We start from the raw sequence: 20,754 nt of genomic DNA on the forward strand, positions 1-20,754 counted from the left end.
CGCTTTCACCCCGGTTTCACCCACCCGGCACGCGGCGCATCCCCCGACGCTCGGCACGCGGCGCGTCCTCGGGCACCGCCCGCCCGGCGCGGCGCGCGACGTCCGCCCGCCCGGCGCGGCGCGCGACGTCCGCCCGCCCGGCGCGGCGCGCGACGTCCGCCTGCTCGACCCGGCGCGCGGCGTCGGCCGACTCGGCGCGGCTCGCGACGTCGGCCGACTCGGCGCGGCGCGCGACGTCCGCCAGCTCGGCGGCGAAGGCGCGGACCCGGGCGGTCTCGTGGTCGTGGCGCCAGACGAGCGCCAGCGTGGATTCGGGCAGCCCGGTGACCGGGACGTAGGTGACGGCCCCCCGGTCGTGGTCCTCGGCGGTCGCCCTGCACAGCAGCATCAGTCCCCGTCCCGCCGCCGCCAGCGCGAGCCCCTCCTGAAGGGTGCCGACCACCGGGCCCGCCCCGATCGGACGGCCCCCAGGCGTCGTCGACGGCGCGAAGCTCTCCCGCCAGTAGCCGGGCGCCGGGCCGCCCACCTGGACCAACGCGCATCCGGCCAGCTCCTCGGCGGACAGCGAGTCTCGCGCGGCCAGCGGATGCCGCACCGACAGCGCGACCGTCTGCGGCTGCCGCGAGAAGATCGTGCCGACGACCAGGTCGTCCTCCAGCACGGGCCCGAGCACGATCGCCGCGTCGAGGTCGCCTCGCCGCAGAGCCCCGAACGGGTCGTGCAGCGGCAGCTCGGCCAGCTCGACGACGCAGGCCGGGTGCCGCTCCTGGAAGCGCGACGCGGCCTCCGTCACCTGGTCGTTCGCCAAGCACTGGAAGCCCACCCGCAGCGTCCCCTCGACGCCGCGCGCGGCCAGGCGCGCGCCGTCCACCGCCTGGCGGAGGCCGTCGTAGGCCGGACGCAGGTCCCGCCGGAACGCCTCCCCGAGGGGGGTCAGGTCGACCCGGCGGCTCGTCCGCTCCACCAGCCGGGCGCCGACGCGGTCCTCCAGCGAGCGCAGCAGCTGGCTGACCCTGCCCTGCGAGATGTAGAGCCGTTCACCGGCCCGGCCGAAGTGCAGTTCCTCGGCCAGGACGAGGAAGCATTCGAGTTCGCGCAGTTCCAGACCGGACATCCCGCCTCCGTGATCGATGAGCGTCACTAATGCAGCCGTGAGACATACGTCGTTGTTCCGGCCGCCGGGCCGCCGGTTGACTCGGGCCATGAGACACGTGACCTCCCCGGACGGCGCGGGCATCGCGGCCTGGGCGGCGGTCGGTGCCGTCGCCGCCGCCACCTTCACCGTCGTCACCTCCGAGATGCTCCCGGTGGGCCTGCTCACCCCGATGGGGCGGACGCTCGGCGTCAGCGAGGGGGTCGCCGGACTGGCCCTGACGGTCACGGGCCTTGTCGCCGCCGTGTCCGCGCCGTTCATCGTCCCCGTCCTCGGCCGGATGGACCGGCGTCCCGTGGTGGTGGCGCTGCTGCTGACGCTCGCGCTCGGGAACGCCCTGGCGGCCTGGTCGCCCAACGTCGCGACGCTGATGGCGGGGCGCGTCCTCGTCGGCGCGGGCATGGGCGGGGTGTGGGCGCTGGCCGCGTCCCTCGCGGCCCGGCTCGTCCCCGGACGGTCGAGAGGGACCGCCATCGCGGTCGCCTTCAGCGGCGTCGCGATCGCGTCGGTGCTGGGCGTGCCCGCCGGGACGCTGCTCGGCGAGGCCGCCGGCTGGCGGGCCGCGTTCGCGGCGTCCGCCGGGCTCGCCGCCGTCCTCGCGGTGGTCATGGCGGTGCTGCTGCCGCCGCTGCCCGTGGCGCGGGCGACCGGCCTGCGCGGCACGGCCCGGCTGGCCGCGGAGCCGCGCGTCCGGGCCGGCCTGGTCGCCACCGCGCTGCTGGTCAGCGGGCATTTCGCGGCGTACACCTACGTCCGTCCCGTGCTGGAGGACGTCTCCGGCGCGGACGCCGGGCAGATCGGCGCGCTGCTCCTCGGCTACGGCGTCGCGGGCGTCGCGGGGAATTTCGCGAGCGGCGCCGGGGCCGTCCGGTCGCCGCGCGCCACCCTGCTGGTCCTCGGCGCGACGCTCGCCCTGACGGTGCTGCTCGTCCCGCTGCTCGGCCGATCCCTCGGCGGCGGCGCGGCCCTGCTGATGCTGTGGGGGCTCGCCTACGGCGGCGTGTCGGTGACGGTGCAGAACTGGCTGCTCGCGGCGGCCCCGCACGCCGAGGAGGCGGCGTCCGCGCTGCTCGTCGCCGTGTTCAACGCCGCGATCGCGCTCGGCGCCCTGCTCGGCGGACGCGCGGCCGACGGTCTCGGCACCGCCTCGGTCATGTGGCTCGCCGGGCTCCTGGCGGCGGGCGCCGTCGTCCAGGTCATCGCGGCGCCCGGGGCTCGGGCGGCTCAGGCGACGGTGCGGAGGCGGGCGTCGAGCGCGTCGAGATCGGGGACGAACCACACGTGACCGGACGAGTTCGACTCCCGGACGAGAGCCCGCAACGCCGAACTGGCCTCCACATGCCGCGAGATGTCGCCCACAACCACCAAACGCAGCCGGTAGTTGACGAACTTCTGCATGACATCGCCTGCGAAGCGAGTGCCCAGCGCGAAGAAGCGCTCGTCCAGGCGGCTCGCGGGCACGGCCACCACCTCCGCGCCGAGGAAGGCCGCGCCGATCAGGTCGAGCGCGTCCTGCTCGGTGGCGATCGGCGGGCCGTCCGGGTCGCACACGAGCACCTGCGCCCCGGCCCGCTCCTCCACCACGTCAGGCATGGTCGTCCTCCGAGGCCAGCAGGCCGTTCTCGCCGCCGATGACGGCGTCGATCAGGCGCAGCACGTCGGCGGTCGCGGCGGCGCCGCCCAGTATCACGATCTTCATCCGGCTCCGCTCCTCGTCATGGACGGCCTGCACCCGCAGCGGAGGCCCGGCGCCGCCGCCCGTGTTCACCCCGGCCAGCACGAGCGTGCTCAGCCGGTCGGCCGCGACCCGGTCGACGCCGTCGACCTGCACGATGCTCGACACCTCGACCGGGGACGCCGCGTTCGCGGGCGGCGGCCGCCGACCGGTCAATGCCTCCAGGTCGGCGGCGGAGATCCGGTACTGCTTGCCGATCCGGACGGCCGCGAGCCGTCCGGCGCGGATGTAGCCGCGGACGGTGCGCACATGGAGACCGAGGAGGTCGGCGACCTCCTCCACAGAGTACATTTTCTCCGCCATCGTTCCCCATCTTAGGGGCGTATAGGGAACGATGCGTAATCCGACGAGCGAGCGACGGCGTTCAGGCCCGCGCTTCGGCGCGCAGCAGTTCCGCGCGCTTGCTCCGGTGGAAGACGAACGGGGTCAGCGGGAGCAGGCAGGCGAGCACCGCCAGCAGGCTCGGCCCGACGCCCCAGGCGAGCCTGCGGCGCGCCGCCACGAACACCAGCACCCACGCGATCACCAGCGCGCCGTGCAGGAGGCCGAGCGGCTGCACCAGGTCGATGTCGGAGACGCGGCTCAGCAGCGAGCCGAAGATGAGGAGGACGACGAACGACCACCCCTCCGCAAGCGTGATCACCCGGAACCAGAACACCGAATTGCGCTCGCCAAGGTTCGTCAAGCTGCTGCTCTTCGCCGGCATGGAACCTCCGCGTCCCCAGTGTCACTACGGCAAGTAGTACTACCCGCCGTAGTGAAAATCGTCAAACCCCGAAGATTTTCTCCGCCCTGATGTCGAGAAGCGCCCGGCCGCTCCGACCGACCAGCGAAGGACGTCCTCGACAGAACGGCAGAGTGCTTCGGATATGCGAATCGACCGCGCGTGGCTGGGAGCGGCCCTCCTCATGCTCCCGACCTTCATCGTCGCCATGGACACGACGGCCCTGCTCCTCGCCCTGCCGCAGCTGACCGCCGACCTGGGCGCCACGAGCGTCCAGCAGCTGTGGATCAGCGACGGCTACGGGTTCCTGGTGGCCGGCATGGTCATCACGATGGGCACGCTCGGCGACCGGATCGGCCGCCGACGGCTGCTGCTCACGGGCGCGGCGGCGTTCGCGGCGCTGTCGGTCGTGGCGGCGTTCGCGACCGGCCCGCTGATGCTGATCGTCGTCCGCGCGCTGCTCGGCGTCGCCGGTGCGACGCTCGCGCCGTCCACCCTCGCCCTGCTCACCACCATGTTCCGGGACGAGCACCGGCGCGGGAAGGCAATCGCGGCCTGGGCCACCTGCCAGTTCACCGGCGGCGCGCTCGGGCCCGTCCTCGCCGGGCTCCTCCTCCAGCACTTCTGGTGGGGATCGGTGTTCCTGGCCGCCGTCCCGGCGATGCTGCTGCTGGTGCTCGCCGGGCCCGTCCTGCTGCCGGAGTTCCGAAGCGAGAAGGCAGGACGGCTCGACCCCGCGAGCGTCGCGCTGTCGCTGGCGTCGATGCTGCTGATCGTGTACGGCATCAAGCAGCTGACCGTCGAGGACGTCCGCGCCCTGCCCGCAGTGGCTCTCGTCACCGGCGGCGCGATCGGATGGGTGTTCGTACGCCGCCAACTGCGCCTGGACACCCCACTTCTCGACCTGCGGCTGCTCCGCAACCGCCCGTTCACGGCCGTGCTCGTCGCGCTGGTCTTCGCAGGCATCGCGATGGCCGGAACGGGCCTGCTGGTGACGCAATACCTGCAAGGCGTGCTGGGCTATTCGCCGTTCGCGTCGGCGATGCTATTCGCCCCCATGGGCCTGGGCGTGGCGGCGGGCACCCTGACCGCGCCCCTGCTCGCCCACCGGATGAAGCAGACGTCCGCGATCGCCGCCGGGCTGGCGGCATCGGCGGTCGGCGGCCTACTGCTGATCGGCGTGGACGACGGCCGTGCCCTCCCGCTCGTCATCACCGGCATCACGGTCCTGGCACTGGGCACCGGCCCGCTGTTCGCGCTGGGCACCGGACTGATCATCGGGTCCGCGCCACCGGAGCGCGCCGGGTCGGCCGCGTCGATGTCGGAGACGGGCAGCTATATCGGCGGCTCGCTCGGCTTCGCCCTGCTGGGCGTGGTCGCCACCGTGGTCTACCGCGACCGGATGGACGGCACGTCCGACTCGCTACCCGCCGCCGTCGCCACCAGCGAGCACCTCCCCGCCGCCCAGGCCGCCGAACTGCTGCACACCGCCCAGGACGCCTTCACCACCAGCCTCCACGTCACCGGCGCCATAGCCGCAGTGATCTTCGCTGGCCTGGCCGTCCTGGTCCTGACCATGCGCCCAACGACTCCGACCACCCCGGCCCCACTCCCCGCCCGCGAGACGACCAGGTCCTGAGAAATCACACCAGGCACCGATGCCGGATCACGCTGGGGACCGATGTGGGCCGGTCCCCGAAACGACATGCTCCATGGAGGTCCCACCCGCTATCGCCTAAGGAACCTCATGTCAGCTCATACAGCCCTGATGCGCCCGCCCAGGGTTCCCGGTCGCGCCCTTGCGGTGCTCACCTTGGCTCTGGCGGCCGCCTTCGTCGTCGCCCCTGGCTTCCTGGCGGGCATCGGGCCGGGCAGCGCCTTCACCGGAGAGCACGACCTCGTCGAAGCTCTCCGGACGTCGTTCACCGGATACTGGAGTTCTGGCGACCGGGATCTGTCCCCGACCCTGGAAGGGGTCGTCGACTACTGGTTCCGCTATCACCTGGCCAAAGCAGCGATCGCCGCACTCTTGCTGATCGTGCTCGTCGCACTCGGCGTCCGCGTCTGGAAAACATTCGCGAAGGCCGACGGTCTCGGGACGGGAAAGAACGTCGCGCTGGCCTCGACCGGCGTTCTCATCACCATGCTCGCGCTGTTCTCACTGGTAGCGGTGATGGCCAACCTCCAGGGCATGGTCGCCCCCTACGCCTCCATGCTGCCGATGCTGACAGCGGACGCGCCCGACGCCCAACTCACCGGCACGCTCGATCAAATCAAACTGCAACTGGCCAACTCCTTGGACACGGACGGCCACACCGCACCCGCCCTGCAATTGATGACCGACGACTTCGCCCGCTACCACGTGGCCATGGCCGTAATCGCCACAATCGCGGCGGCCGCCCTCATAGCCCTCAGCGCGCTCCTGTGGAGGCGGTTCACACAGACGGAGCGGTCAGCCAGACGAACAAGGCGAGTCCTGAGCTCGTTCGGCGCCCTCTCAGCCCTGCTTTCCCTGGCCGGAATCGTCGTCGCCGTAGCAAACATCACCACCGCAACCGACCCGACCCCGGCCCTCCTAGCCTTCTTCCAAAACAGCTGGTGAATCCCAGCCGCGCTCGTCCGCCGTACTTCCGAGGCCGCTGACTCTCAACCGAGGTGGGGCGTGTCTCGCCCTTCGCGGTAGTGACTTAACCTCAAGCGCTGGGTGTGGTGCATGGGCAGTTCGTCCAGTTCCTCGACCGGCACCCAACGGACCTCCAGGGACTCATCACTCACTTGGAGTTCGCCTCCGAGCAGGCGAGCCCTGAAGCAGACATTGAACTGCCGACGAACCTCGCCATCTGAATAAGCGATGATGTGGCGCGGGTCGGTATAGGTACCGACAAGCCCCGTGACCGCGATGTCGTACCCGGTCTCTTCCTTGACTTCCCGGACGGCCGTGCCCGGCAGGGACTCGTCCAGATTCATCCCCCCACCCGGCAACGCCCAAAGACCCGAATCAGCCCGGCGCTGCAACAGCACCTCACCGCGCTCGTTGAGGACGACAGCCGACGCGGCGACCACCATCGAATTCGCGTCCGGCGCGGCCGGATCGTCGTAATACTCAGTACGCGCCATTGCACTACTCCTTGACCGCTCGGCAACCGAACCCGTGCGCGTTCACGATCATCTGGGCATCACCACGATAGGTCGGGGTTGTAGAGCGTCTTCGTAGGCGCTGACGCTACTTTCCTTAACTCCGTGCGGGCATCCCGGTGAGGTTGTGGGCGGCATGTCACCTTTGGGCACCCCGGCCGTGTTCGTGGATCCCGAGACCGGGGACTTCATGTTCCAGGGCACGACCATGACCGACCCAGGCACGCTGGCCGAGGTCGCCAAACACAGCCCGATCGCCGACAACACAGGGATGGCGCAAGTCCTCGTACAGCGAGGACGAGACCAACAAGGCCCAGTGCGTCGAGGTCGCGGACCTGGGCGTCGGCATCGGGGTGCGTGACAGCCAGGCGCCGGAGGCCGGTCACCTGAACGTCTCCCGTACCGCCATGAACGAGATCGTCGTCCGGATCCAGGCCGGAGGGCTCAACTTCTGATCAACCTACGGGCGGGTGCAGCCCGCAACAGGTGGCGGGCGCGACAGGTTAGCCTTCTGCCGGTAATTCTCCGCAGATCCGACGCACGCCCAATCACTAGCGTCAACTAGACCCGAGCGGAGAGGCGCGGACCATGGGCAAGCACGGCAAGAAGGAAAAATGCGGCATGTGCAACGGCACGGGAAAGATCAAGACCGGAACCAACGGCAAGGGGCGGCAACAAGAGGTCCAGTGCACGGGCTGCAATGGCAGCGGGGAACAGGGGTGAACCCAGACGACATTCGCCGCGCCGTCCCGAGGGAGCTGTTCGTCCCCGACACGATATGGATCAGACAAGACGATGGCTGGGCGGTTCCCATCACTCGCCAGAACCAGCCGGACGACTGGGAACGCATCGTCGGCGCTGACGACGAAGCCGTCATCACCCAGGTGGATGACGGGGCCACCGACCGGGGAACGTGGCCGACATCGTCGGGCAGTTCACCCGAAGTCATGGCCGACATGCTCAACGCGCTTGACGTTCACCCCGGCATGCGTGTTCTGGAGATCGGCACTGGCACCGGATACAACGCCGCCGTCCTGGCGACCATTGCCGGAGCCCAGAACGTCACCACCGTCGAGATTGATCCAGCGATCGCCGCGCACGCCCGCACCGCACTCCACGACGGCGGGTATTCGGTACACCTCGTCGTCGCTGACGGGACGCAGGGGCACCCGCCGAACGCACCCTACGACCGCGTCATCGTGACCGCCGCCGCCCACCAAATCCCCTATGCCTGGGTTCGCCAGACCAAACCCGGCGGCCTGATCGTGGTGCCCTGGGGGCCGACCTTCCACCCCGATTGGCCGCTGTGCCGCCTGACCGTTCATTCAGACGGCACGGCGACCGGCAAATTCATCGGCCCCGCATCATTCATGCCACTCCGCAGCCAGCGCCTACCACAGTCGGTGATCCACGAGACCGAACAACGATGGATCAACGCCGGTAGGCCCGACTGCACCCGCTACGGAATCACCATCACCGACAAGGGCCAACACCTCTGGCTGGACACACCCGCCACCCCAGTTCGCTAAACGGGCACGCCGGTTCTTCGTCCGACTCAAGACCCGTCCTGGGCCTTGTCCTCCACCGACTCCACGGGCCGGACGCCCTTGCGGCGAGCGAACTCCTCAACCGGTACTGATACCGTCCGCCGCCCGGATGGCCTCGCGCAAGGTGGCCGAGTGGACGACGAGGACGGTGCCGTCCGGGTCCTTCGAGTCCCGAATCGCGATCGAGGCTTCAAGCCCGGCCAACTCGACACACATGTCACCGTCGCTGCTACTGCGGCTGGACTTACGCCAGGTCAGCTGATGCATGGCATTCTCACTCGTGCGCCGAGCGGATGGCGGCACGCAGCGCTGCGCGCGTCACGAAGAGGACCGGCCCGTGGGGGTCCTTCGAGTCCCGAACGGCCACCTTCTCGTCCATGCTGGCCAACTCAACGCAGTTGCCACCGGAGCTGCCGCTACGACTCGACTTACGCCAGGTGAGCTCTCGGTTCATGTTGTCCACTTCTCTTCGGCTGTGTGGTTGATCAGGTCGGCGCTCATGCGCGTGGGGAGGGCCTGTGTGCCGATCGCATCGAACGTGTCCTTGAGCCTGGAGATGTCCTCTCGGCTGTCCATCATGATCCCACGTGCGGCGGTCTCAACCAGGGCGACCTCCTTCCCATCGGGAAGAGTCGCCACCACAAATGCCCCCTCATTGCCGGGGTGGGGAACACCGTTCGGGATGACCTGAACACTGAGGCGGTCTCCGATGGAGTCTGCAAGGTGTTTGAGCTGGGCTTGCATAACACTCGGCCCTCCAACGTCATACCAGAGTACGACCTCGGGCAGGACGTACACCAGGCGAGGAGGGTTAGGACCCGTCCGCGTAAGGATGGCTTGCCGAGCCATTCGAGCCTCGACCGACTCCCGATTACCGAAAAGGAGTGTGCTGGCATACTCCTCCGTCTGGAGGAGACCGTAGACGACCTGGGGCTCGTACACCTTGAGAGTGCTCGACTCCTCTTCGACTCCGGGCCACTTGCGGAACCACTCAGGGATGCCGTCCTTCTTGTTGCCGAAGAGGCCGTCGTGGAGGTGGGCGAGGGCCTGCTTGGTGTCGAGGACGGCGTCGCAGTGTTCGGCGAAGGAGCGTTCGCAGTGCGATTCGGCGCGTTCGACCGCGCCGATGAACGACGGGCTGTAGGGGATCTTGGCCGCGAGCTGCTTGATGCTGTAATTCGCGAGCACGCGGTATCTGCGGACTTCTGATCCGAACAGGTCGAGGGCGCTGTTCGACGGGGTGAGGCGCTTTGGGGGCTGCGGCATTTCGTCCTCCCGATGACCAGTCATGACCCATGACGACCAGTGGATTCCGGGCCATGCTCCGAGGTTGCTTCATGACGTGGAGTACACATTCATAAGCATGACACTTTGCGCGATGCTCGGCCAGAGGGATGGCGGAAATGGAGGTCGCGATGTTCGAGGCGATCGTTTTGACGGTTCCCCCCGAATCGGTCAAAGCGGAATGCCTTTTCGCCATCTCCAACGCAAATCGGGCAGGAGGGATAGCGCGTGGCGATGTATGAATTCACAAAAGAAGCCGTTCAGGAGCGGGATGAGAGTGAGTGCGTCCTCGAACGCACGGAGGAGGCAGTGGCCGAGGCGCGGCGGTTTCTGGCGGGGCGGTTCGCCGAGTGGGGCATCGCGGACGACTACGACGGGCGGCTCATCGTCTCCGAGCTCGTCACGAATGCGCTGGTGCACGGGGACGGGCCGATCGTCCTGCGGGTGTTCCAGGACGAGCGCGACGGGCTGCCCATGATCGAGGTCCGGGACGGCGGCGACGGGCAGCCGGTCATCCAGGTGGAGAACCACGCCGCCATCGGCGGGCGCGGGCTGCTGATGGTGGCCTGCCTCGCGCGCGACTGGGGTACCCGGCCGCTGGTGGAGGGAGGGAAGGTGGCGTGGGCGAAGTGCGGGATCTAGCCGTCCGGGCCGAGCGGCGGCTGCTGCGCCTGCGGACGCGCTGGGGACGCGAGACGGCGGTGCGCTACCTGGACGATCTCGCCGCCGAACTCGCGCCGGAAGGCTGGCGGTTCATGAAGTTCTACCGGCGCGAGGAGTTCGCCGTCCCCGTGCCGCTGCTGTGGGTTCACGCGCGCGCGACCAAGGACGTCGGCATGGTGGTCAGCGTCCTCGCCACCTCTGGGTGCACGTGGGGCTACCACGAGGCGCAGTTCGGGCGGCACGGCTACCTGTGCCTGTGCGGAGACGCCGGGGCGGCCGCCGCGCAGGTCGACCGCCTGCTCAAGCACCGGCTCTTCCCATCGACCTGGTGACGATCGTGGCGGCGATGAGGAGGGCGAGGAGGGCTGCGAGGACGACCAGGCTCGCGGCAACGCCGATGGCGGGAGCGGCGAACGTGGTGAGCAGGGCCAGGACGGCCGTGATCCCGATGAGCTCGGGACGGGCGGCCGTGCGCCGCATCGGGGCGTGCAGGGCCCACAGCATGACGAGCACCACGGCGATGGGGACGGCGACGGCGGCGATCACGGTCTTCTCGTCCGCCTTGATGTGGTCGCCCGCCCACATGACCGCGACCTCCAGCCCGGCGCCCACGGCGGCCAGCGCCGCGAAGATCACGTAGTGGCCGTAGCCCCAGATGAAGGACCATTCGCGGCGCGCGGCCAGCCCCTCGCCCGCAGGTTCGGAGAAGTAGATCCACCAAAGGGTGAAGAGGATGGCCAGGCCCGCGATCGCGATGGTGACCAGTTCGGTGCTGAGGCCATGCTCGACGGCGTCCTGGACGGCGTTGGTCGAGGCGAGGACGCTCTCCCCCAGCAGGATGATCGTGAACAGCCCGTACCGTTCGGCGATGTGGTGCGGGTGCCAGGTCGTCGCGCCCGCGCGTTCGGCGATCTGCGGGACGGAGAGTTCGAGCAGCACCAGCAGCGGGAACACCCAGCTCGGCCCGTCGCCCGGGAGCGCGAGCCGCGACAGCCAGAACACCTGGACGAACGACACCCCGACCGCGTACCGGACGGTCGTGGCGCGCGTCTCCGGATGCGCGATCGCGGCCCGTGTCCACAGGCCGACCAGGCCGACGCGCATGACGAGGTAGCCGATGGTGACGGTGGTGAAGTCGCCGTCGAACGCGTCCGGCACCCCGGCCGCCAGGACGAGGACGCCCGCCATCTGCACGAACGTCATGACGCGGTACGGGACGTCGTCGGCGTCGTACGCGGACGCGAACCAGGTGAAGTTCATCCACGCCCACCAGATTGCGAAGAACACCATGAGGAACGGCAGGACGGCGTCGCCCACGTGCCCTTCCTCGGTGGCGTGCGCCAGCCGTCCGGCGGCCTGGGAGACGGCCGCGACGAACGTCAGGTCGAAGAGCAGTTCTAGCGGGCTGGACGCGCGGTGCGGCTCGTCCACGTCGCGGGCGACCATGCGGCTACGGAACGCCTTCATTCGCTCACTCTAAGGTGGCGGAGGTGTGGCCGTCAGAGGAAGGCGGGGCCTCGGCGCAGGAGTGTCTCGTAGAGCATTTGCTGGACGTTCTCGCGGACGTGGTCGGTGATGTCGAACACCGTCATGGGGTCGTCGGCGGTGTCGGCGTCGTACTCGTCCAGGGTCATGGGCTCGCCGAACTGGATCATCCACTTGGACGGCAGCGGAACGAGCCCGGCGGGCCCGAGCAGCGGGAACGTCGGCGTGATCGGGAAGTACGGGAGGCCGAGCAGGCGGGCCAGCGGCTTCACGTCGGCGATCTTCGGGTAGATCTCCTCGGCGCCGACGATGGCGCACGGGACGATCGGGACCCCGGCGCGCAGCGCGGTGCCGACGAAGCCGCCGCGGCCGAAGCGCTGGAGCCGATACCGCTCGGCGAACGGCTTGCCGACGCCCTTGAAGCCCTCGGGGAACACGCCGACGAGTTCGCCCTTGCCGAGGAGGCGGGCCGCGTCGGCCTGGCAGGCGAGGGTGTGCCCGGCCTTGCGGGACAGGTGCCCGAGGATCGGGATCTGGTAGACGAGGTCGGCCCCGAGCAGGCGGATCTGGCGGTCGGCGTGGTCGTGCAGGGCGACCGACAGCATGAGCGCGTCGAGGGGGATGACGCCGGAGTGGTTCGCTACGACGAGGGCGCCGCCGTCCGGGACGTTCTCGACGCCTGCGAGCTCGACGCGGAACCAGTGCTCGTACAGGGCGCGGGCGGCCGGCAGGAGGAGCGTGGAGTTGAATTCCGGGTCGTAGCCGAACTCGTCCACCTCGTACTCGCCGGCCAGGCGGCGGCGCAGAAATGCCAGGCCGGAGGCTATGCCTCGTTCCAAGGGGCTGCGTTCGTCAGTGGCATCGTCGTCGTCTTGGTGGCGGGCGGTGTCGAGGCGGATGACCTGCGCGTCCTGGTCGCCGTCGCCATCGCCTTCGTCGTGGTCCTCGTGGTCCTTGTGGTGGGCGTTCATCATCCGGGCCGTCCCAAGAGCGCGATCAGCGGGTTGGCGCCGAAGCCCTGGGCGGCGGCGAAGTCGGCGAAGGCGGCCTCGGAGCTGTACTTCGGGTGCCAGGACAGCTCGTCCGCCAGTGCCGTGGTGTCGATGACGCGGCCGTACGTCAGCCAGCGCAGCAGTTCCGGCGAGAAGCCGGACAGGCCGGCGAAGCGGCGTCCCATGTCGCCGAGCATCGAGAGGGACGGCGACGGGACGGGCACGTAGGGGCGTCCGGCGCGGCGGAGCGCCTGGGAGAGCAGCAGGACGCCGTCGCCCGCGACGTTGAAGCAGCCGGGATGGTCCTCGACGGTCATGCGGCGCAGCACCTCGACGCCGTCGTCCTCGTGGACGAACTGCAGCCGAGGGTCGAAGCCGAGCACCGTCGGGACGACGGGCAGCCGCAGGTACCGGGTCAGCGGCGAGTCGACGCCGGGCCCGAGGACGTTCGCGAACCGCAGCACCGACACCGTCAGGTCGGACCGGCGCCGCGTCAGCCCGCGCACGTACCCCTCGACCTCGACGGCGTCCTTGGCGTACCCGGACTTCGGGCCCTCGACGGGCTCGTCCAGCTCGGTGAACACGGCCGGGTCCATCGGCGAGGAGCCGTACACGGCGGCCGAGGACCGCACGACGAGCTTGCGCATGTCCGGCGAGCGCTGGCAGGCCGCGAGCAGCTGCATCGTGCCGATGACGTTGAGCTCCTTCACCTTCGCCCGCGGGGCGGACGAGGAGGTGAGGAGATGGAGGTGCACGACGGTGTCGACCCCGGCCGACTCGATGAGGTTCGCGATGCTCGGGGTGCGGATGTCCACGCGGACGAACTCGGTGCGTCCGAGCGGTACGCCGAGCGACGCGTCCGGCGGCACTGTGTCGACGCCGATGACGCGTTCGATGCCGGGGTCGGCTTGAAGGGTGTTCGCGACCCGCGCCCCCAGGAAACGGGAGACGCCCGTGACGAGGACGACACGGGCCGCGGCGGCGGGCATGGAGGACATGGTGCGCCCCACCCCTTACGGCTGAATGGCCGGCGTGACGACTACTTCTTGTTGCGACGCTGGATGCGCGTCTTCTTCAGCAGCTTGCGGTGCTTCTTCTTGGCCATCCTCTTGCGCCGCTTCTTGATGACAGAGCCCACGGGACCTCGCTCGGCATTTCGGGTGATGTGCAGGAGGCGGGCGTGCCGCCGGCGAGCTTCGCTCGAAGTGCGCGCACGGTCCGCCGCCCAAGGGTACCGCTGTACGGGGCGGGTCACGCCGGTGGCCCGCGCCTTGGGCGTGCAGAGCCAAGCACCTGGCGTGCGGAGCCTGGCGCCGCGCGTCGCGCGGCGCCGGGCACCGTTTCGCGCGGACGGGGCGGTCCGGTGGCCGCTGTACGCGCCACCGCCCGTCCCGCCCGGTGTCCGGACCGTCGTCCCGGTCCTCGTCTTGCTTCCCCAGCTTCGGGACGGTTCCTGGGAACCGTCCCGACGCCCCCTGCACGGCCGGGTATGGAGTAGGCGGCGAGGTCATCCCCCGCCCTTACCCGTTATCCGGCTTCGATGTACGCGTCGCGCAGGTAATCGTGAACGGCCTGCTCGGGAACCCGGAACGAGCGGCCCACGCGGATCGCGGGAAGCTCGCCCGAGTGGACGAGGCGGTAGACGGTCATCTTGGACACCCGCATCACCGCCGCCACTTCGGCCACGGTCAGGAACCTGACCTCGCTCAGAGGTCGCTCGCCTGAGGTCATCGGACGCCCTCTTCCACACGTGCCGCGCACCGGCCCTTCGGGTGACTTTGATCACGCACGTGTACTTCCTCCAGCGTAAATCGCGTATCGGCAGTCGCAAGAGGGGAGTTCCGCACATTTCCGTATCCCGACCTGACCAGGAGGACACAGTGCTAATCCCCTACGGAGGGTGGAGCTGACGGCACCACGCGTGGCGCGGCGAACGGTTGTCAACCGAAACCCCGTGTTGACCTGCGGTTCCGATGCTCCCGATGGCGTCGCGCAAGCCCATGCGTCCCGTTACGGCCGCCCTGTCACACGCAGTGACAGCAGGGACGCCCCGACAAGGCCCGGCACGCGGGGAAGGACGGCCGGGCGGCCCGGGACGAGGAAGGTCAGGCGGACGGGCCGAGCCCCGCACGGCCGAGGATGTAGGCGGTCAGGGGCGCGTAGTGCTGCGGAGCAACGCCGTCGTCGAGCGGGACGGCGACGTCGATCTTGCCTTCTGCGGCGCCGGCGAACAGCGCGGGATCGTTACAGTCCGCGAAACCGACGGTGTCGATGCCCGCCTGACCGGCGGCTCCGGCCCAGCCGTGATCGGCGATGGCCAGATCCGGCCAAAAATCAGGTTTAGCCTCCGGAGAGTCCGCTGAAGCGGTAGTGGCAAGCTCGCGGAGCATGGTCTCCATCGGGCGGGAGTCGTGCGTGTGGTGCGTCCGCTGGTCGTCACCTTCGAGCATCGCCACGCCGGGCTCGGCGTAGACGATGCGGCGCAGGTCGGAGCCGCCGTAGCCGGTCTCGATCTCGTACGTCCAGCCGGCGGCGGGGGTGAGGAGCCGGCAGCCCGCCTCGGCCAGTGCCCGCGCGACGGCCTGGTACAGCGGCGCCAGCGTCGACGGATGGCCGGTCGCGAGGACCACGCTCTCCCGGCGGCGGGCGGCGAGGCCGACGCGGTCGCCCATCGCCTCCAGGGTGTCGAGCGTGATCTCCGGGTCGATGGTGTCGTCCCCGTACACGTGCCGGGGGTCGGCGTCCACGCCGCAGCGCTCGACCATCATCTCCAGGACGGTCTGCTCCGTCCACGAGGGCTTGAGCTCAAGGCCGAACTGGTAGTACGGGTGGCCGGCGGCCATCCGCCGGTAGTGCAGCAGGTTGTTCTGGCGCGGCGTCGCGACATCGCCGGCGATCATCGTCCGCACCAGGTGGGCGCGCAGCTCGTCCCGCGTCGGTGCCGGGTTCACGTGCGCGCTCACTCGTCCGTCATCGGGTCGAGGCCGTGCTCGGGGAACACCGCGCGCCGCGTCGCCAGGACCGCCTGGTCGATGGGGCTTCCCGGGTCGTAGCCGTCGCCCCATCTGCTGATCCGCACCTCGTCCGTGCCGTCGGTCATGCGGAGGGGGGCGATCTCTTCGGTTCTGTGCCGGGCGAGCTCGCGCCACCTCTCGGGCGTCGGGGTGTCGGGCGGGATCGGCCCGCCCGCCGCCTCCGCGAGCAGGTGCGTCCACGCCCTCGGCACGACCTGGACCAGCTCGTAGCCGCCGCCTCCGGTGGCGATCCAGCGGCCGCCCGCGGTCTCGTGCGCGAGGCGGTGCAGCAGGCCGTACGCGGTGCGCTGGCCGTCGACGCTGAGGGTCAGGTGCGCGAGCGGGTCGAGCGCGTGGCCGTCCGCGCCGTGCTGCGTGACGAGGACCTCCGGGCGGAACCGGCGCAGCAGCGGCGGGATGATCGCGTCGAACGCGCGCAGCCACGGGCCGTCGCCGGTGCCGGGCGGCAGGGAGATGTTGACGGACGTCCCGTCCGCGCCCGTCTCGTCGGGGAAGCCGGTGCCGGGGAACAGCGTCCGCGGCGTCTCGTGCAGGCTGATCGTCAGGACGCGCGGGTCGTCGTAGAAGGCGGCCTGGACGCCGTCGCCGTGATGGACGTCGATGTCGACGTACGCGACGCGCTCGGCGCCGTTGTCCAGCAGCCACGCGATCGCGATGGCCGGGTCGTTGTAGACGCAGAACCCGCTGGCGCCGCCGCTGAGCGCGTGGTGCAGGCCGCCGGAGATGTTGGCGGCGTGCTCGGCGCGTCCCGTCCAGACGGCCTCTGCCGCGGCGACGGACGCGCCCGCGACCAGCGCCGACGCCTCGTGCATCCCGAGGAACACCGGGTTGTCGGGGGTGCCGAGGCCGTGCCGGGGGTCGGGCGTCCCGGTCGCGCCGGCGTGCTTGACCGCCGCGATGTAACCCTCCTCGTGGACGAGCCCGAGCAGCTTGTCGTCCGCGGCCTCGAACCCGGACACGGTCACGTTGGGACGGTCCAGGACGCCGAGCTCCCGCGCCAGCGCCATCGTCAGCTCGACGCGCACCGGGTTCATGGGATGCCCGGGACCGAAGTCGTAGGAGATGAGCCGCTCGTCCCAGAAGATCTCCAGCCCGCAGTTCTCGGGACCGGACCGGGGGGAGGACGCGGCGCTGCTCATGACCTCACGGTATCGCGGCCGCCAAAACCGGCTCGGTCAGAGGCGGGTCGCGGGTTCCGGGGTGCGGGCGTCTTCGTCCTCGCGTTTCGTGCGTGACGCGGTGACGAAGCCAGCTAGGGCGGCGAGTGCCGCTATGCCCTCGCCTGCCAGGCTGATCGTCTTCTCCGCGTACCAGACGGGTTCGTGCATGTCGGGCAGCGGTCCGAGCGCGCCGGCGTCGACGTAGTAGTAGAAGACGATCGCGCCGACCGCGCTGGCCGCCACGAGGAAGGCCAGCGCGTACGCCCAGCGGGTCGCGTAGGTGAGGATCACGACCGCGACGACGCCGGCGACCGCCGCCTGGACGCGGAAGAGCAGTTCGCCGTCGATGGAGCCGCCCTGGACGAAGGCCATCTCGGGCGCGAACCTCCAGTGCACGATGGCGTCCGCCGCCAGTCCGGCGGCGACGAGCAGGCGGAGTATGAGTCCCATACTTCCTACACGGGTGGGGACCCCGGATCGGCTCAATGGTTCAAGGGTGAACTTTCGGCCGGTTAGCCGCTCGCGAGTTCGCTGCCCCGGTTGCGGGCCGCCTCGATGGCCTCCAGGACGGCGGCGCGGACGCCGTGCCGCTCCAGCTCGCGGATCGCGGAGATCGTCGTCCCGCCCGGGGACGTGACGGCCTCGCGCAGCAGCACCGGATGCTCACCGGAGTCGCGGAGCATGACGGCCGCGCCCACGGCCGACTGGATGACCATCTCCAGCGCGACGGCGCGCGGCATGCCGAGCAGGATGCCCGCGTCCACCATCGCCTCGACGAGGTAGTAGAAGTACGCGGGGCCGCTGCCGGACAGGGCCGTCGCGCCGTCCTGCAGCGATTCGGGGATGCGCAGCACCTTGCCGACCGGGGACAGCAGCTCCTCCGTCAGCTTCAGGTGCTCCTCGCCCGCGTGCGAGCCGGGCGAGATCACGCTCATCGCCTCGTCCACGTGGACGGGCGTGTTCGACATGACGCGCACGACCGGCAGGCCCTCGGGCAGCCGCGCCTCGATGAACCCGGTCGTGATGCCCGCCGCCATCGAGATCACCAGCCGGCCGGACGGGACGTGCGGGCCGATCTCGTCCAGCAGGACGCCCATGTCCTGGGGCTTCACGGCGAGGACCAGCGTGCCGGCCGTCGCGGCGGCCTCCGCGTTCGGGACGATCTCGATCCCGTACCGCTCGCGCAGCAGCGCGCCCCGCTCCTCCCGGCGCGCGGTCGCCATCAGCTCGGACGGGCGGCGGCCGGCCCGGAGCACCCCGGACAGCAGCGCCTCGCCCATCTTCCCGGCACCCAGAATCGCGATCATCGACATACCTTGACGTGGGGATTCAAAGACGCGTCCAGCCTATAGCCGTGGTGGTGGGCGGGACGGCTCGGCCCAGGCGGGACGGTTCAGGAGCGTCCGACCAGGGAGCGCATGAAGAAGCGGAGGTTGGCGGGACGCTCCGCGAGGCGCCGCATGAAGTACTCGTACCAGTCGCGGCCGTACGCGACGTAGACGCGGACCTGCGCGCCGTGGGCCGCGAGCCTGCGCTGCTCCTGCGGACGGATGCCGTAAAGCATCTGGTACTCGAACGTGTCCGCGTCGCGTTCGTTCAGGACGGACAGCGCACCGGCGATGTCGATGAGCCGTGGGTCGTGCGTGGCGAGCATCGGGTAGCCCTTGCCTGCCATCAGCACTTTCATGCACCGCACGAAGGACCTGTCGATCTCTTCCTTGTCGGTGAACGCGACCGCGGTGGGTGCCCCGTAGGCGCCCTTGCACAGCCTTACGCGCGAACCCTCGTAGGCCAGTTCCGCGCAGTGTTCCTCTGCCCGCCGCAAGTACGCCTGGATGACGGCCCCAACGTCGGGGAAATCGCGCCGCAGTTCGTGGACGATTCTCAGCGTCGAGTCGACGGTGGTGTGCTCCTCCATGTCGAGGGTCACCGTCGTACTGGCTGAACGGGCGGCGGCACAGATGCGGCGTGCGTTCTCCAAGGCGAGGTCTTCGCCGAACGTCTGGCCAATGGCGGAGAGCTTCAGCGACACCTCAGCGCGTGTACCGAGACTGGCCGCGCCAAGCCGTTCCAGTAGCTCGACGTAGTTCTGGACGTTCGCTTCTGCGTGGCCCTTGTCTTGCGTGTCCTCGCCTAGGACGTCCAGGGTCACGAGCAAGCCTTCGCTGGTGAGGTCGGTGGTGACGCGGGCCGCGTCCTCGATCGTCTCACCGGCGATGAACCGGCGGACGACATCGCCCGTGAACGGAGCGGTCTCCATAACCCTGCGTGCGCCGCCGCTGCGCGACGCGACGAGCAACGCCTGACGAAGCACTCTGCGAACCCCTTGTCCGACGGCCCCTGTCCGGCGGGCCTTTTCACCGGTCGAGGAGGGCCCTCCCAATGACCAGGTTATGCCCGTATGGAAATCCGGCGATCAGGGCACCGCGTTCAGGAGACCGTGCCGAGGCTGTTGCCGCCGCCGTGCTGCCGCACGTAATCGGCCATGCGCGCGGTCTTGACGGCGTCGAACAGCGCGGGCGCCTTCGTCCCGTCGAGGAGGACGACGCTCTGCTTGCCGCGCCTGCCCGTGCCCTTGTGCGGGGCGGTCAGGAACATCACGTCCGACGCGCGCACGCTCCGCATGCTCACCGCCAGCGAACGCAGGTCGCCCGCCGAGACGCCTTCGTCCACGCTGATCGACTTGGTGAGCGCGGACAGGAACCGGTCGAGCTTGAGCGGGTTCGTGAGCGTCCCGCGGTCCGCTGCCTGCTTGGCGAGGGCGCCGAGGAACGCCTGCTGCCGCCTGATCCGGTCGAAGTCGCCGTTCGGGAGGTTGTAGCGCTGGCGCACGAACAGCAGCGCCTCCTCGCCGTTGAGCTTCTGCCTCCCGGCCGTCCACTGCTTCTTGCGGGCCGGGTCGTACACGCTCTGCTTGATGTTGACGGTGACGCCGCCTAGCGCGTCCGTCATCGACTCGAACCCCTCGAAGTCGATCGCCCCGTAGTGGTCGACCCGGACGCCGGTGAGGTTCTCGATCGTCTCGATCAGCAGCTTCGGCCCGCCGAACGAGAACGCCGCGTTGATCTTCTGGTTGCCGTAGCCGGGGATGTCGACCCACGAGTCGCGCGGGAACGAGACGATGTACGCCTTCTTCCGGTCGGCCGGCAGGTGCAGCAGCATGATCGTGTCCGTGCGCTGCTGCCCCGGCTTCCAGACCTGGTTGCCCTCACCGGTCGTGGCGGCGTCGGCCCGCGAGTCCGATCCGACGAGCAGCCAGTTCTCGGTGCCCTTCATGTTCGGGCCGGGGCGCTGCGCGCCGTCGTCCGGCATCACGCCGGGGATCCGGTCGATGTTGCCGTTGTAGGACGACTGCCGCTGCCACGCCAGCCCGCCGATCCCCGCCACGACGAGGACGATGAAGACGCCGATCGCGATCAGCACCCGGGGCCAGCGGCGCTTCCGCTTCAGCTCGCCCTCGTCCCCGGTATCGCCGGCGTCGCTGGCGGTACCGCCCCAGAAGGTCGCGTTCTCCGCGTCCTCCGTCCCGGGTGCGCCGGGCGCACCGGACGCACCGGGCGCGCTCGGCTCAGCGGCCGGCGGCGGCCCCTCGCCGGACGGCTGCGACGCCGGCGCGCCAGGAAGATCTCGGGCGGTCATGCGCCGAAGCTACCAGCCTGATCAAGCAGGAAGACCCAGTTCACCCCATGTGTCCAATTCAGGAACCCACCCCCGTTCGCGCTTCCTGGGCAAGGCCTCAGCCGGGGTCACGGGTCGTGCGGCCGTAGGCGCCTAGCGCCGGAGGTCGCACGACCCGCCGGGCGGAGGGCCCGTTAGCGAGACCCGCCCCCCGCGCGGGGAA

The 20,754-nt window shown here is 69.9% G+C and carries 26 protein-coding genes and 1 pseudogene; 8 read left to right on the top strand and 19 right to left on the bottom strand.

Going from position 1 to position 20,754, the window contains the following annotated elements; all coding sequences use genetic code 11:
• Window positions 1–16: 16 nt before the first annotated feature.
• Window positions 17–1,114 (bottom strand): LysR substrate-binding domain-containing protein, encoded by a 1,098-nt coding sequence (locus ACH35V_RS21770; RefSeq protein WP_395974710.1) that lies wholly within the window; start codon window positions 1,112–1,114, stop codon window positions 17–19.
• Window positions 1,115–1,202: 88 nt separating this feature from the next.
• Here ACH35V_RS21770 and ACH35V_RS21775 point away from each other — a divergent pair, with 88 nt between their 5' ends.
• Window positions 1,203–2,438, top strand: coding sequence for an MFS transporter (locus ACH35V_RS21775; protein ID WP_395974711.1), 1,236 nt, complete (start codon window positions 1,203–1,205; stop codon window positions 2,436–2,438).
• Here ACH35V_RS21775 and ACH35V_RS21780 read toward each other — a convergent pair.
• The 3 genes from ACH35V_RS21780 to ACH35V_RS21790 form a co-directional block, all read right to left on the bottom strand.
• Window positions 2,378–2,746 carry a DUF4180 domain-containing protein gene (locus ACH35V_RS21780; RefSeq protein WP_395974713.1) on the bottom strand — a complete coding sequence of 123 codons (369 nt, stop codon included), beginning with the start codon at window positions 2,744–2,746 and terminating at the stop codon, window positions 2,378–2,380. The two genes, ACH35V_RS21775 and ACH35V_RS21780, sit on opposite strands and share 61 nt — an antisense overlap.
• Entirely contained in the window at window positions 2,739–3,191 is a 453-nt protein-coding gene (locus ACH35V_RS21785; protein WP_395974714.1) for a helix-turn-helix domain-containing protein, read from the bottom strand. Before ACH35V_RS21785 ends, ACH35V_RS21780 begins: the two co-directional genes overlap by 8 nt.
• Window positions 3,192–3,252: 61 nt before the next feature.
• Complete coding sequence (locus ACH35V_RS21790) at window positions 3,253–3,594, bottom strand: DUF3817 domain-containing protein (RefSeq protein WP_395974716.1); 342 nt, start codon at window positions 3,592–3,594, stop codon at window positions 3,253–3,255.
• 163 nt (window positions 3,595–3,757) lie between these two features.
• Between ACH35V_RS21790 and ACH35V_RS21795 the strand changes: the two genes are divergently transcribed.
• Together ACH35V_RS21795 and ACH35V_RS21800 are read left to right on the top strand one after the other, a co-directional pair.
• On the top strand, window positions 3,758–5,251 hold the full coding sequence (locus ACH35V_RS21795) for an MFS transporter (RefSeq protein ID WP_395974717.1): 1,494 nt from the start codon (window positions 3,758–3,760) through the stop codon (window positions 5,249–5,251).
• A gap of 129 nt (window positions 5,252–5,380) precedes the next feature.
• Window positions 5,381–6,214, top strand: a complete 834-nt coding sequence (locus ACH35V_RS21800; protein ID WP_395974718.1) for a hypothetical protein — start codon at window positions 5,381–5,383, stop codon at window positions 6,212–6,214.
• A 44-nt stretch (window positions 6,215–6,258) separates the two neighbouring features.
• On the opposite strand, the gene ACH35V_RS21805 is transcribed toward ACH35V_RS21800, so the two are convergent.
• A complete protein-coding gene (locus ACH35V_RS21805; RefSeq protein WP_395974719.1) occupies window positions 6,259–6,729 on the bottom strand; it encodes an NUDIX hydrolase in 471 nt (156 codons plus the stop codon).
• Window positions 6,730–7,076: 347 nt separating this feature from the next.
• On the opposite strand from ACH35V_RS21805, the pseudogene ACH35V_RS21810 reads away from it, so the two are divergent.
• The 3 genes and pseudogenes from ACH35V_RS21810 to ACH35V_RS21820 form a co-directional block, all read left to right on the top strand.
• A pseudogene (locus ACH35V_RS21810) lies at window positions 7,077–7,202 on the top strand (DUF397 domain-containing protein); the annotation flags it as partial.
• Window positions 7,203–7,335: 133 nt separating this feature from the next.
• Window positions 7,336–7,470, top strand: coding sequence for a hypothetical protein (locus ACH35V_RS21815; protein ID WP_395974721.1), 135 nt, complete (start codon window positions 7,336–7,338; stop codon window positions 7,468–7,470).
• Window positions 7,467–8,276, top strand: a complete 810-nt coding sequence (locus tag ACH35V_RS21820; protein ID WP_395974723.1) for a methyltransferase domain-containing protein — start codon at window positions 7,467–7,469, stop codon at window positions 8,274–8,276. Before ACH35V_RS21815 ends, ACH35V_RS21820 begins: the two co-directional genes overlap by 4 nt.
• Before the next feature lie 96 nt (window positions 8,277–8,372).
• Here ACH35V_RS21820 and ACH35V_RS21825 read toward each other — a convergent pair whose 3' ends face one another.
• The 3 genes from ACH35V_RS21825 to ACH35V_RS21835 are packed head-to-tail and all read right to left on the bottom strand — an operon-like array spanning window position 8,373 to window position 9,560.
• Entirely contained in the window at window positions 8,373–8,561 is a 189-nt protein-coding gene (locus ACH35V_RS21825) for a DUF397 domain-containing protein (protein WP_395974724.1), read from the bottom strand.
• A 7-nt stretch (window positions 8,562–8,568) separates the two neighbouring features.
• Complete coding sequence (locus ACH35V_RS21830) at window positions 8,569–8,748, bottom strand: DUF397 domain-containing protein (protein WP_395974725.1); 180 nt, start codon at window positions 8,746–8,748, stop codon at window positions 8,569–8,571.
• Window positions 8,745–9,560 carry a Scr1 family TA system antitoxin-like transcriptional regulator gene (locus ACH35V_RS21835; RefSeq protein ID WP_395974726.1) on the bottom strand — a complete coding sequence of 272 codons (816 nt, stop codon included), beginning with the start codon at window positions 9,558–9,560 and terminating at the stop codon, window positions 8,745–8,747. The genes ACH35V_RS21830 and ACH35V_RS21835 overlap by 4 nt, the downstream gene beginning before the upstream one ends.
• A gap of 327 nt (window positions 9,561–9,887) precedes the next feature.
• Between ACH35V_RS21835 and ACH35V_RS21840 the strand changes: the two genes are divergently transcribed.
• Window positions 9,888–10,220 (top strand): ATP-binding protein, encoded by a 333-nt coding sequence (locus tag ACH35V_RS21840; protein ID WP_395974727.1) that lies wholly within the window; start codon window positions 9,888–9,890, stop codon window positions 10,218–10,220.
• Window positions 10,199–10,573: a hypothetical protein gene (locus tag ACH35V_RS21845; RefSeq protein ID WP_395974729.1), complete on the top strand. Its 375-nt coding sequence runs from the start codon at window positions 10,199–10,201 to the stop codon at window positions 10,571–10,573. Before ACH35V_RS21840 ends, ACH35V_RS21845 begins: the two co-directional genes overlap by 22 nt.
• On the opposite strand, the gene ACH35V_RS21850 is transcribed toward ACH35V_RS21845, so the two are convergent.
• The 11 genes from ACH35V_RS21850 to ACH35V_RS21900 form a co-directional block, all read right to left on the bottom strand.
• The gene (locus ACH35V_RS21850) at window positions 10,542–11,708 is read right to left on the bottom strand and encodes a low temperature requirement protein A (protein ID WP_395974730.1); all 1,167 of its coding nucleotides are present in this window, start codon (window positions 11,706–11,708) and stop codon (window positions 10,542–10,544) included. The two genes, ACH35V_RS21845 and ACH35V_RS21850, sit on opposite strands and share 32 nt — an antisense overlap.
• A 32-nt stretch (window positions 11,709–11,740) precedes the next feature.
• Window positions 11,741–12,700 carry a lysophospholipid acyltransferase family protein gene (locus tag ACH35V_RS21855; RefSeq protein ID WP_395974731.1) on the bottom strand — a complete coding sequence of 320 codons (960 nt, stop codon included), beginning with the start codon at window positions 12,698–12,700 and terminating at the stop codon, window positions 11,741–11,743.
• Window positions 12,697–13,707: an NAD-dependent epimerase/dehydratase family protein gene (locus tag ACH35V_RS21860; protein ID WP_395974732.1), complete on the bottom strand. Its 1,011-nt coding sequence runs from the start codon at window positions 13,705–13,707 to the stop codon at window positions 12,697–12,699. Before ACH35V_RS21860 ends, ACH35V_RS21855 begins: the two co-directional genes overlap by 4 nt.
• 50 nt (window positions 13,708–13,757) lie before the next feature.
• Entirely contained in the window at window positions 13,758–13,856 is a 99-nt protein-coding gene (locus ACH35V_RS21865) for a 30S ribosomal protein bS22 (RefSeq protein ID WP_018654693.1), read from the bottom strand.
• Between the two features lie 389 nt (window positions 13,857–14,245).
• Entirely contained in the window at window positions 14,246–14,449 is a 204-nt protein-coding gene (locus ACH35V_RS21870) for a helix-turn-helix domain-containing protein (protein WP_021591693.1), read from the bottom strand.
• 374 nt (window positions 14,450–14,823) lie between these two features.
• Window positions 14,824–15,669: a phosphatase gene (locus ACH35V_RS21875; protein ID WP_395974733.1), complete on the bottom strand. Its 846-nt coding sequence runs from the start codon at window positions 15,667–15,669 to the stop codon at window positions 14,824–14,826.
• An 8-nt stretch (window positions 15,670–15,677) separates the two neighbouring features.
• Window positions 15,678–16,892: an acetoin utilization protein AcuC gene (locus tag ACH35V_RS21880; RefSeq protein ID WP_395974734.1), complete on the bottom strand. Its 1,215-nt coding sequence runs from the start codon at window positions 16,890–16,892 to the stop codon at window positions 15,678–15,680.
• Window positions 16,893–16,928: 36 nt separating this feature from the next.
• A complete protein-coding gene (locus ACH35V_RS21885; RefSeq protein WP_395974735.1) occupies window positions 16,929–17,363 on the bottom strand; it encodes a hypothetical protein in 435 nt (144 codons plus the stop codon).
• Between the two features lie 62 nt (window positions 17,364–17,425).
• Entirely contained in the window at window positions 17,426–18,220 is a 795-nt protein-coding gene (gene proC, locus ACH35V_RS21890; RefSeq protein ID WP_395974736.1) for a pyrroline-5-carboxylate reductase, read from the bottom strand.
• An 86-nt stretch (window positions 18,221–18,306) separates the two neighbouring features.
• On the bottom strand, window positions 18,307–19,227 hold the full coding sequence (locus ACH35V_RS21895) for a proline dehydrogenase family protein (protein WP_395974737.1): 921 nt from the start codon (window positions 19,225–19,227) through the stop codon (window positions 18,307–18,309).
• Window positions 19,228–19,343: 116 nt separating this feature from the next.
• A complete protein-coding gene (locus ACH35V_RS21900) occupies window positions 19,344–20,552 on the bottom strand; it encodes an LCP family protein (RefSeq protein ID WP_395974738.1) in 1,209 nt (402 codons plus the stop codon).
• Window positions 20,553–20,754: the final 202 nt, after the last annotated feature.

Origin of the sequence: Actinomadura sp. 1N219 (assembly GCF_044326405.1) — a bacterium.
Classification (GTDB): Bacteria; Actinomycetota; Actinomycetes; order Streptosporangiales; family Streptosporangiaceae; genus Spirillospora.

Coding starts and splice junctions, on each gene's coding strand:
- ACH35V_RS21770 (WP_395974710.1), bottom strand. CDS start 1,114: ATGTCCGGTCTGGAACTGCGCGAACTCGAATGCTTCCTCGTCCTGGCC.
- ACH35V_RS21775 (WP_395974711.1), top strand. CDS start 1,203: ATGAGACACGTGACCTCCCCGGACGGCGCGGGCATCGCGGCCTGGGCG.
- ACH35V_RS21780 (WP_395974713.1), bottom strand. CDS start 2,746: ATGCCTGACGTGGTGGAGGAGCGGGCCGGGGCGCAGGTGCTCGTGTGC.
- ACH35V_RS21785 (WP_395974714.1), bottom strand. CDS start 3,191: ATGGCGGAGAAAATGTACTCTGTGGAGGAGGTCGCCGACCTCCTCGGT.
- ACH35V_RS21790 (WP_395974716.1), bottom strand. CDS start 3,594: ATGCCGGCGAAGAGCAGCAGCTTGACGAACCTTGGCGAGCGCAATTCG.
- ACH35V_RS21795 (WP_395974717.1), top strand. CDS start 3,758: ATGCGAATCGACCGCGCGTGGCTGGGAGCGGCCCTCCTCATGCTCCCG.
- ACH35V_RS21800 (WP_395974718.1), top strand. CDS start 5,381: ATGCGCCCGCCCAGGGTTCCCGGTCGCGCCCTTGCGGTGCTCACCTTG.
- ACH35V_RS21805 (WP_395974719.1), bottom strand. CDS start 6,729: ATGGCGCGTACTGAGTATTACGACGATCCGGCCGCGCCGGACGCGAAT.
- ACH35V_RS21815 (WP_395974721.1), top strand. CDS start 7,336: ATGGGCAAGCACGGCAAGAAGGAAAAATGCGGCATGTGCAACGGCACG.
- ACH35V_RS21825 (WP_395974724.1), bottom strand. CDS start 8,561: ATGCATCAGCTGACCTGGCGTAAGTCCAGCCGCAGTAGCAGCGACGGT.
- ACH35V_RS21830 (WP_395974725.1), bottom strand. CDS start 8,748: ATGAACCGAGAGCTCACCTGGCGTAAGTCGAGTCGTAGCGGCAGCTCC.
- ACH35V_RS21835 (WP_395974726.1), bottom strand. CDS start 9,560: ATGCCGCAGCCCCCAAAGCGCCTCACCCCGTCGAACAGCGCCCTCGAC.
- ACH35V_RS21850 (WP_395974730.1), bottom strand. CDS start 11,708: ATGAAGGCGTTCCGTAGCCGCATGGTCGCCCGCGACGTGGACGAGCCG.
- ACH35V_RS21855 (WP_395974731.1), bottom strand. CDS start 12,700: ATGATGAACGCCCACCACAAGGACCACGAGGACCACGACGAAGGCGAT.
- ACH35V_RS21860 (WP_395974732.1), bottom strand. CDS start 13,707: ATGCCCGCCGCCGCGGCCCGTGTCGTCCTCGTCACGGGCGTCTCCCGT.
- ACH35V_RS21870 (WP_021591693.1), bottom strand. CDS start 14,449: ATGACCTCAGGCGAGCGACCTCTGAGCGAGGTCAGGTTCCTGACCGTG.
- ACH35V_RS21880 (WP_395974734.1), bottom strand. CDS start 16,892: ATGAGCAGCGCCGCGTCCTCCCCCCGGTCCGGTCCCGAGAACTGCGGG.
- ACH35V_RS21885 (WP_395974735.1), bottom strand. CDS start 17,363: ATGGGACTCATACTCCGCCTGCTCGTCGCCGCCGGACTGGCGGCGGAC.
- proC (WP_395974736.1), bottom strand. CDS start 18,220: ATGATCGCGATTCTGGGTGCCGGGAAGATGGGCGAGGCGCTGCTGTCC.
- ACH35V_RS21900 (WP_395974738.1), bottom strand. CDS start 20,552: ATGACCGCCCGAGATCTTCCTGGCGCGCCGGCGTCGCAGCCGTCCGGC.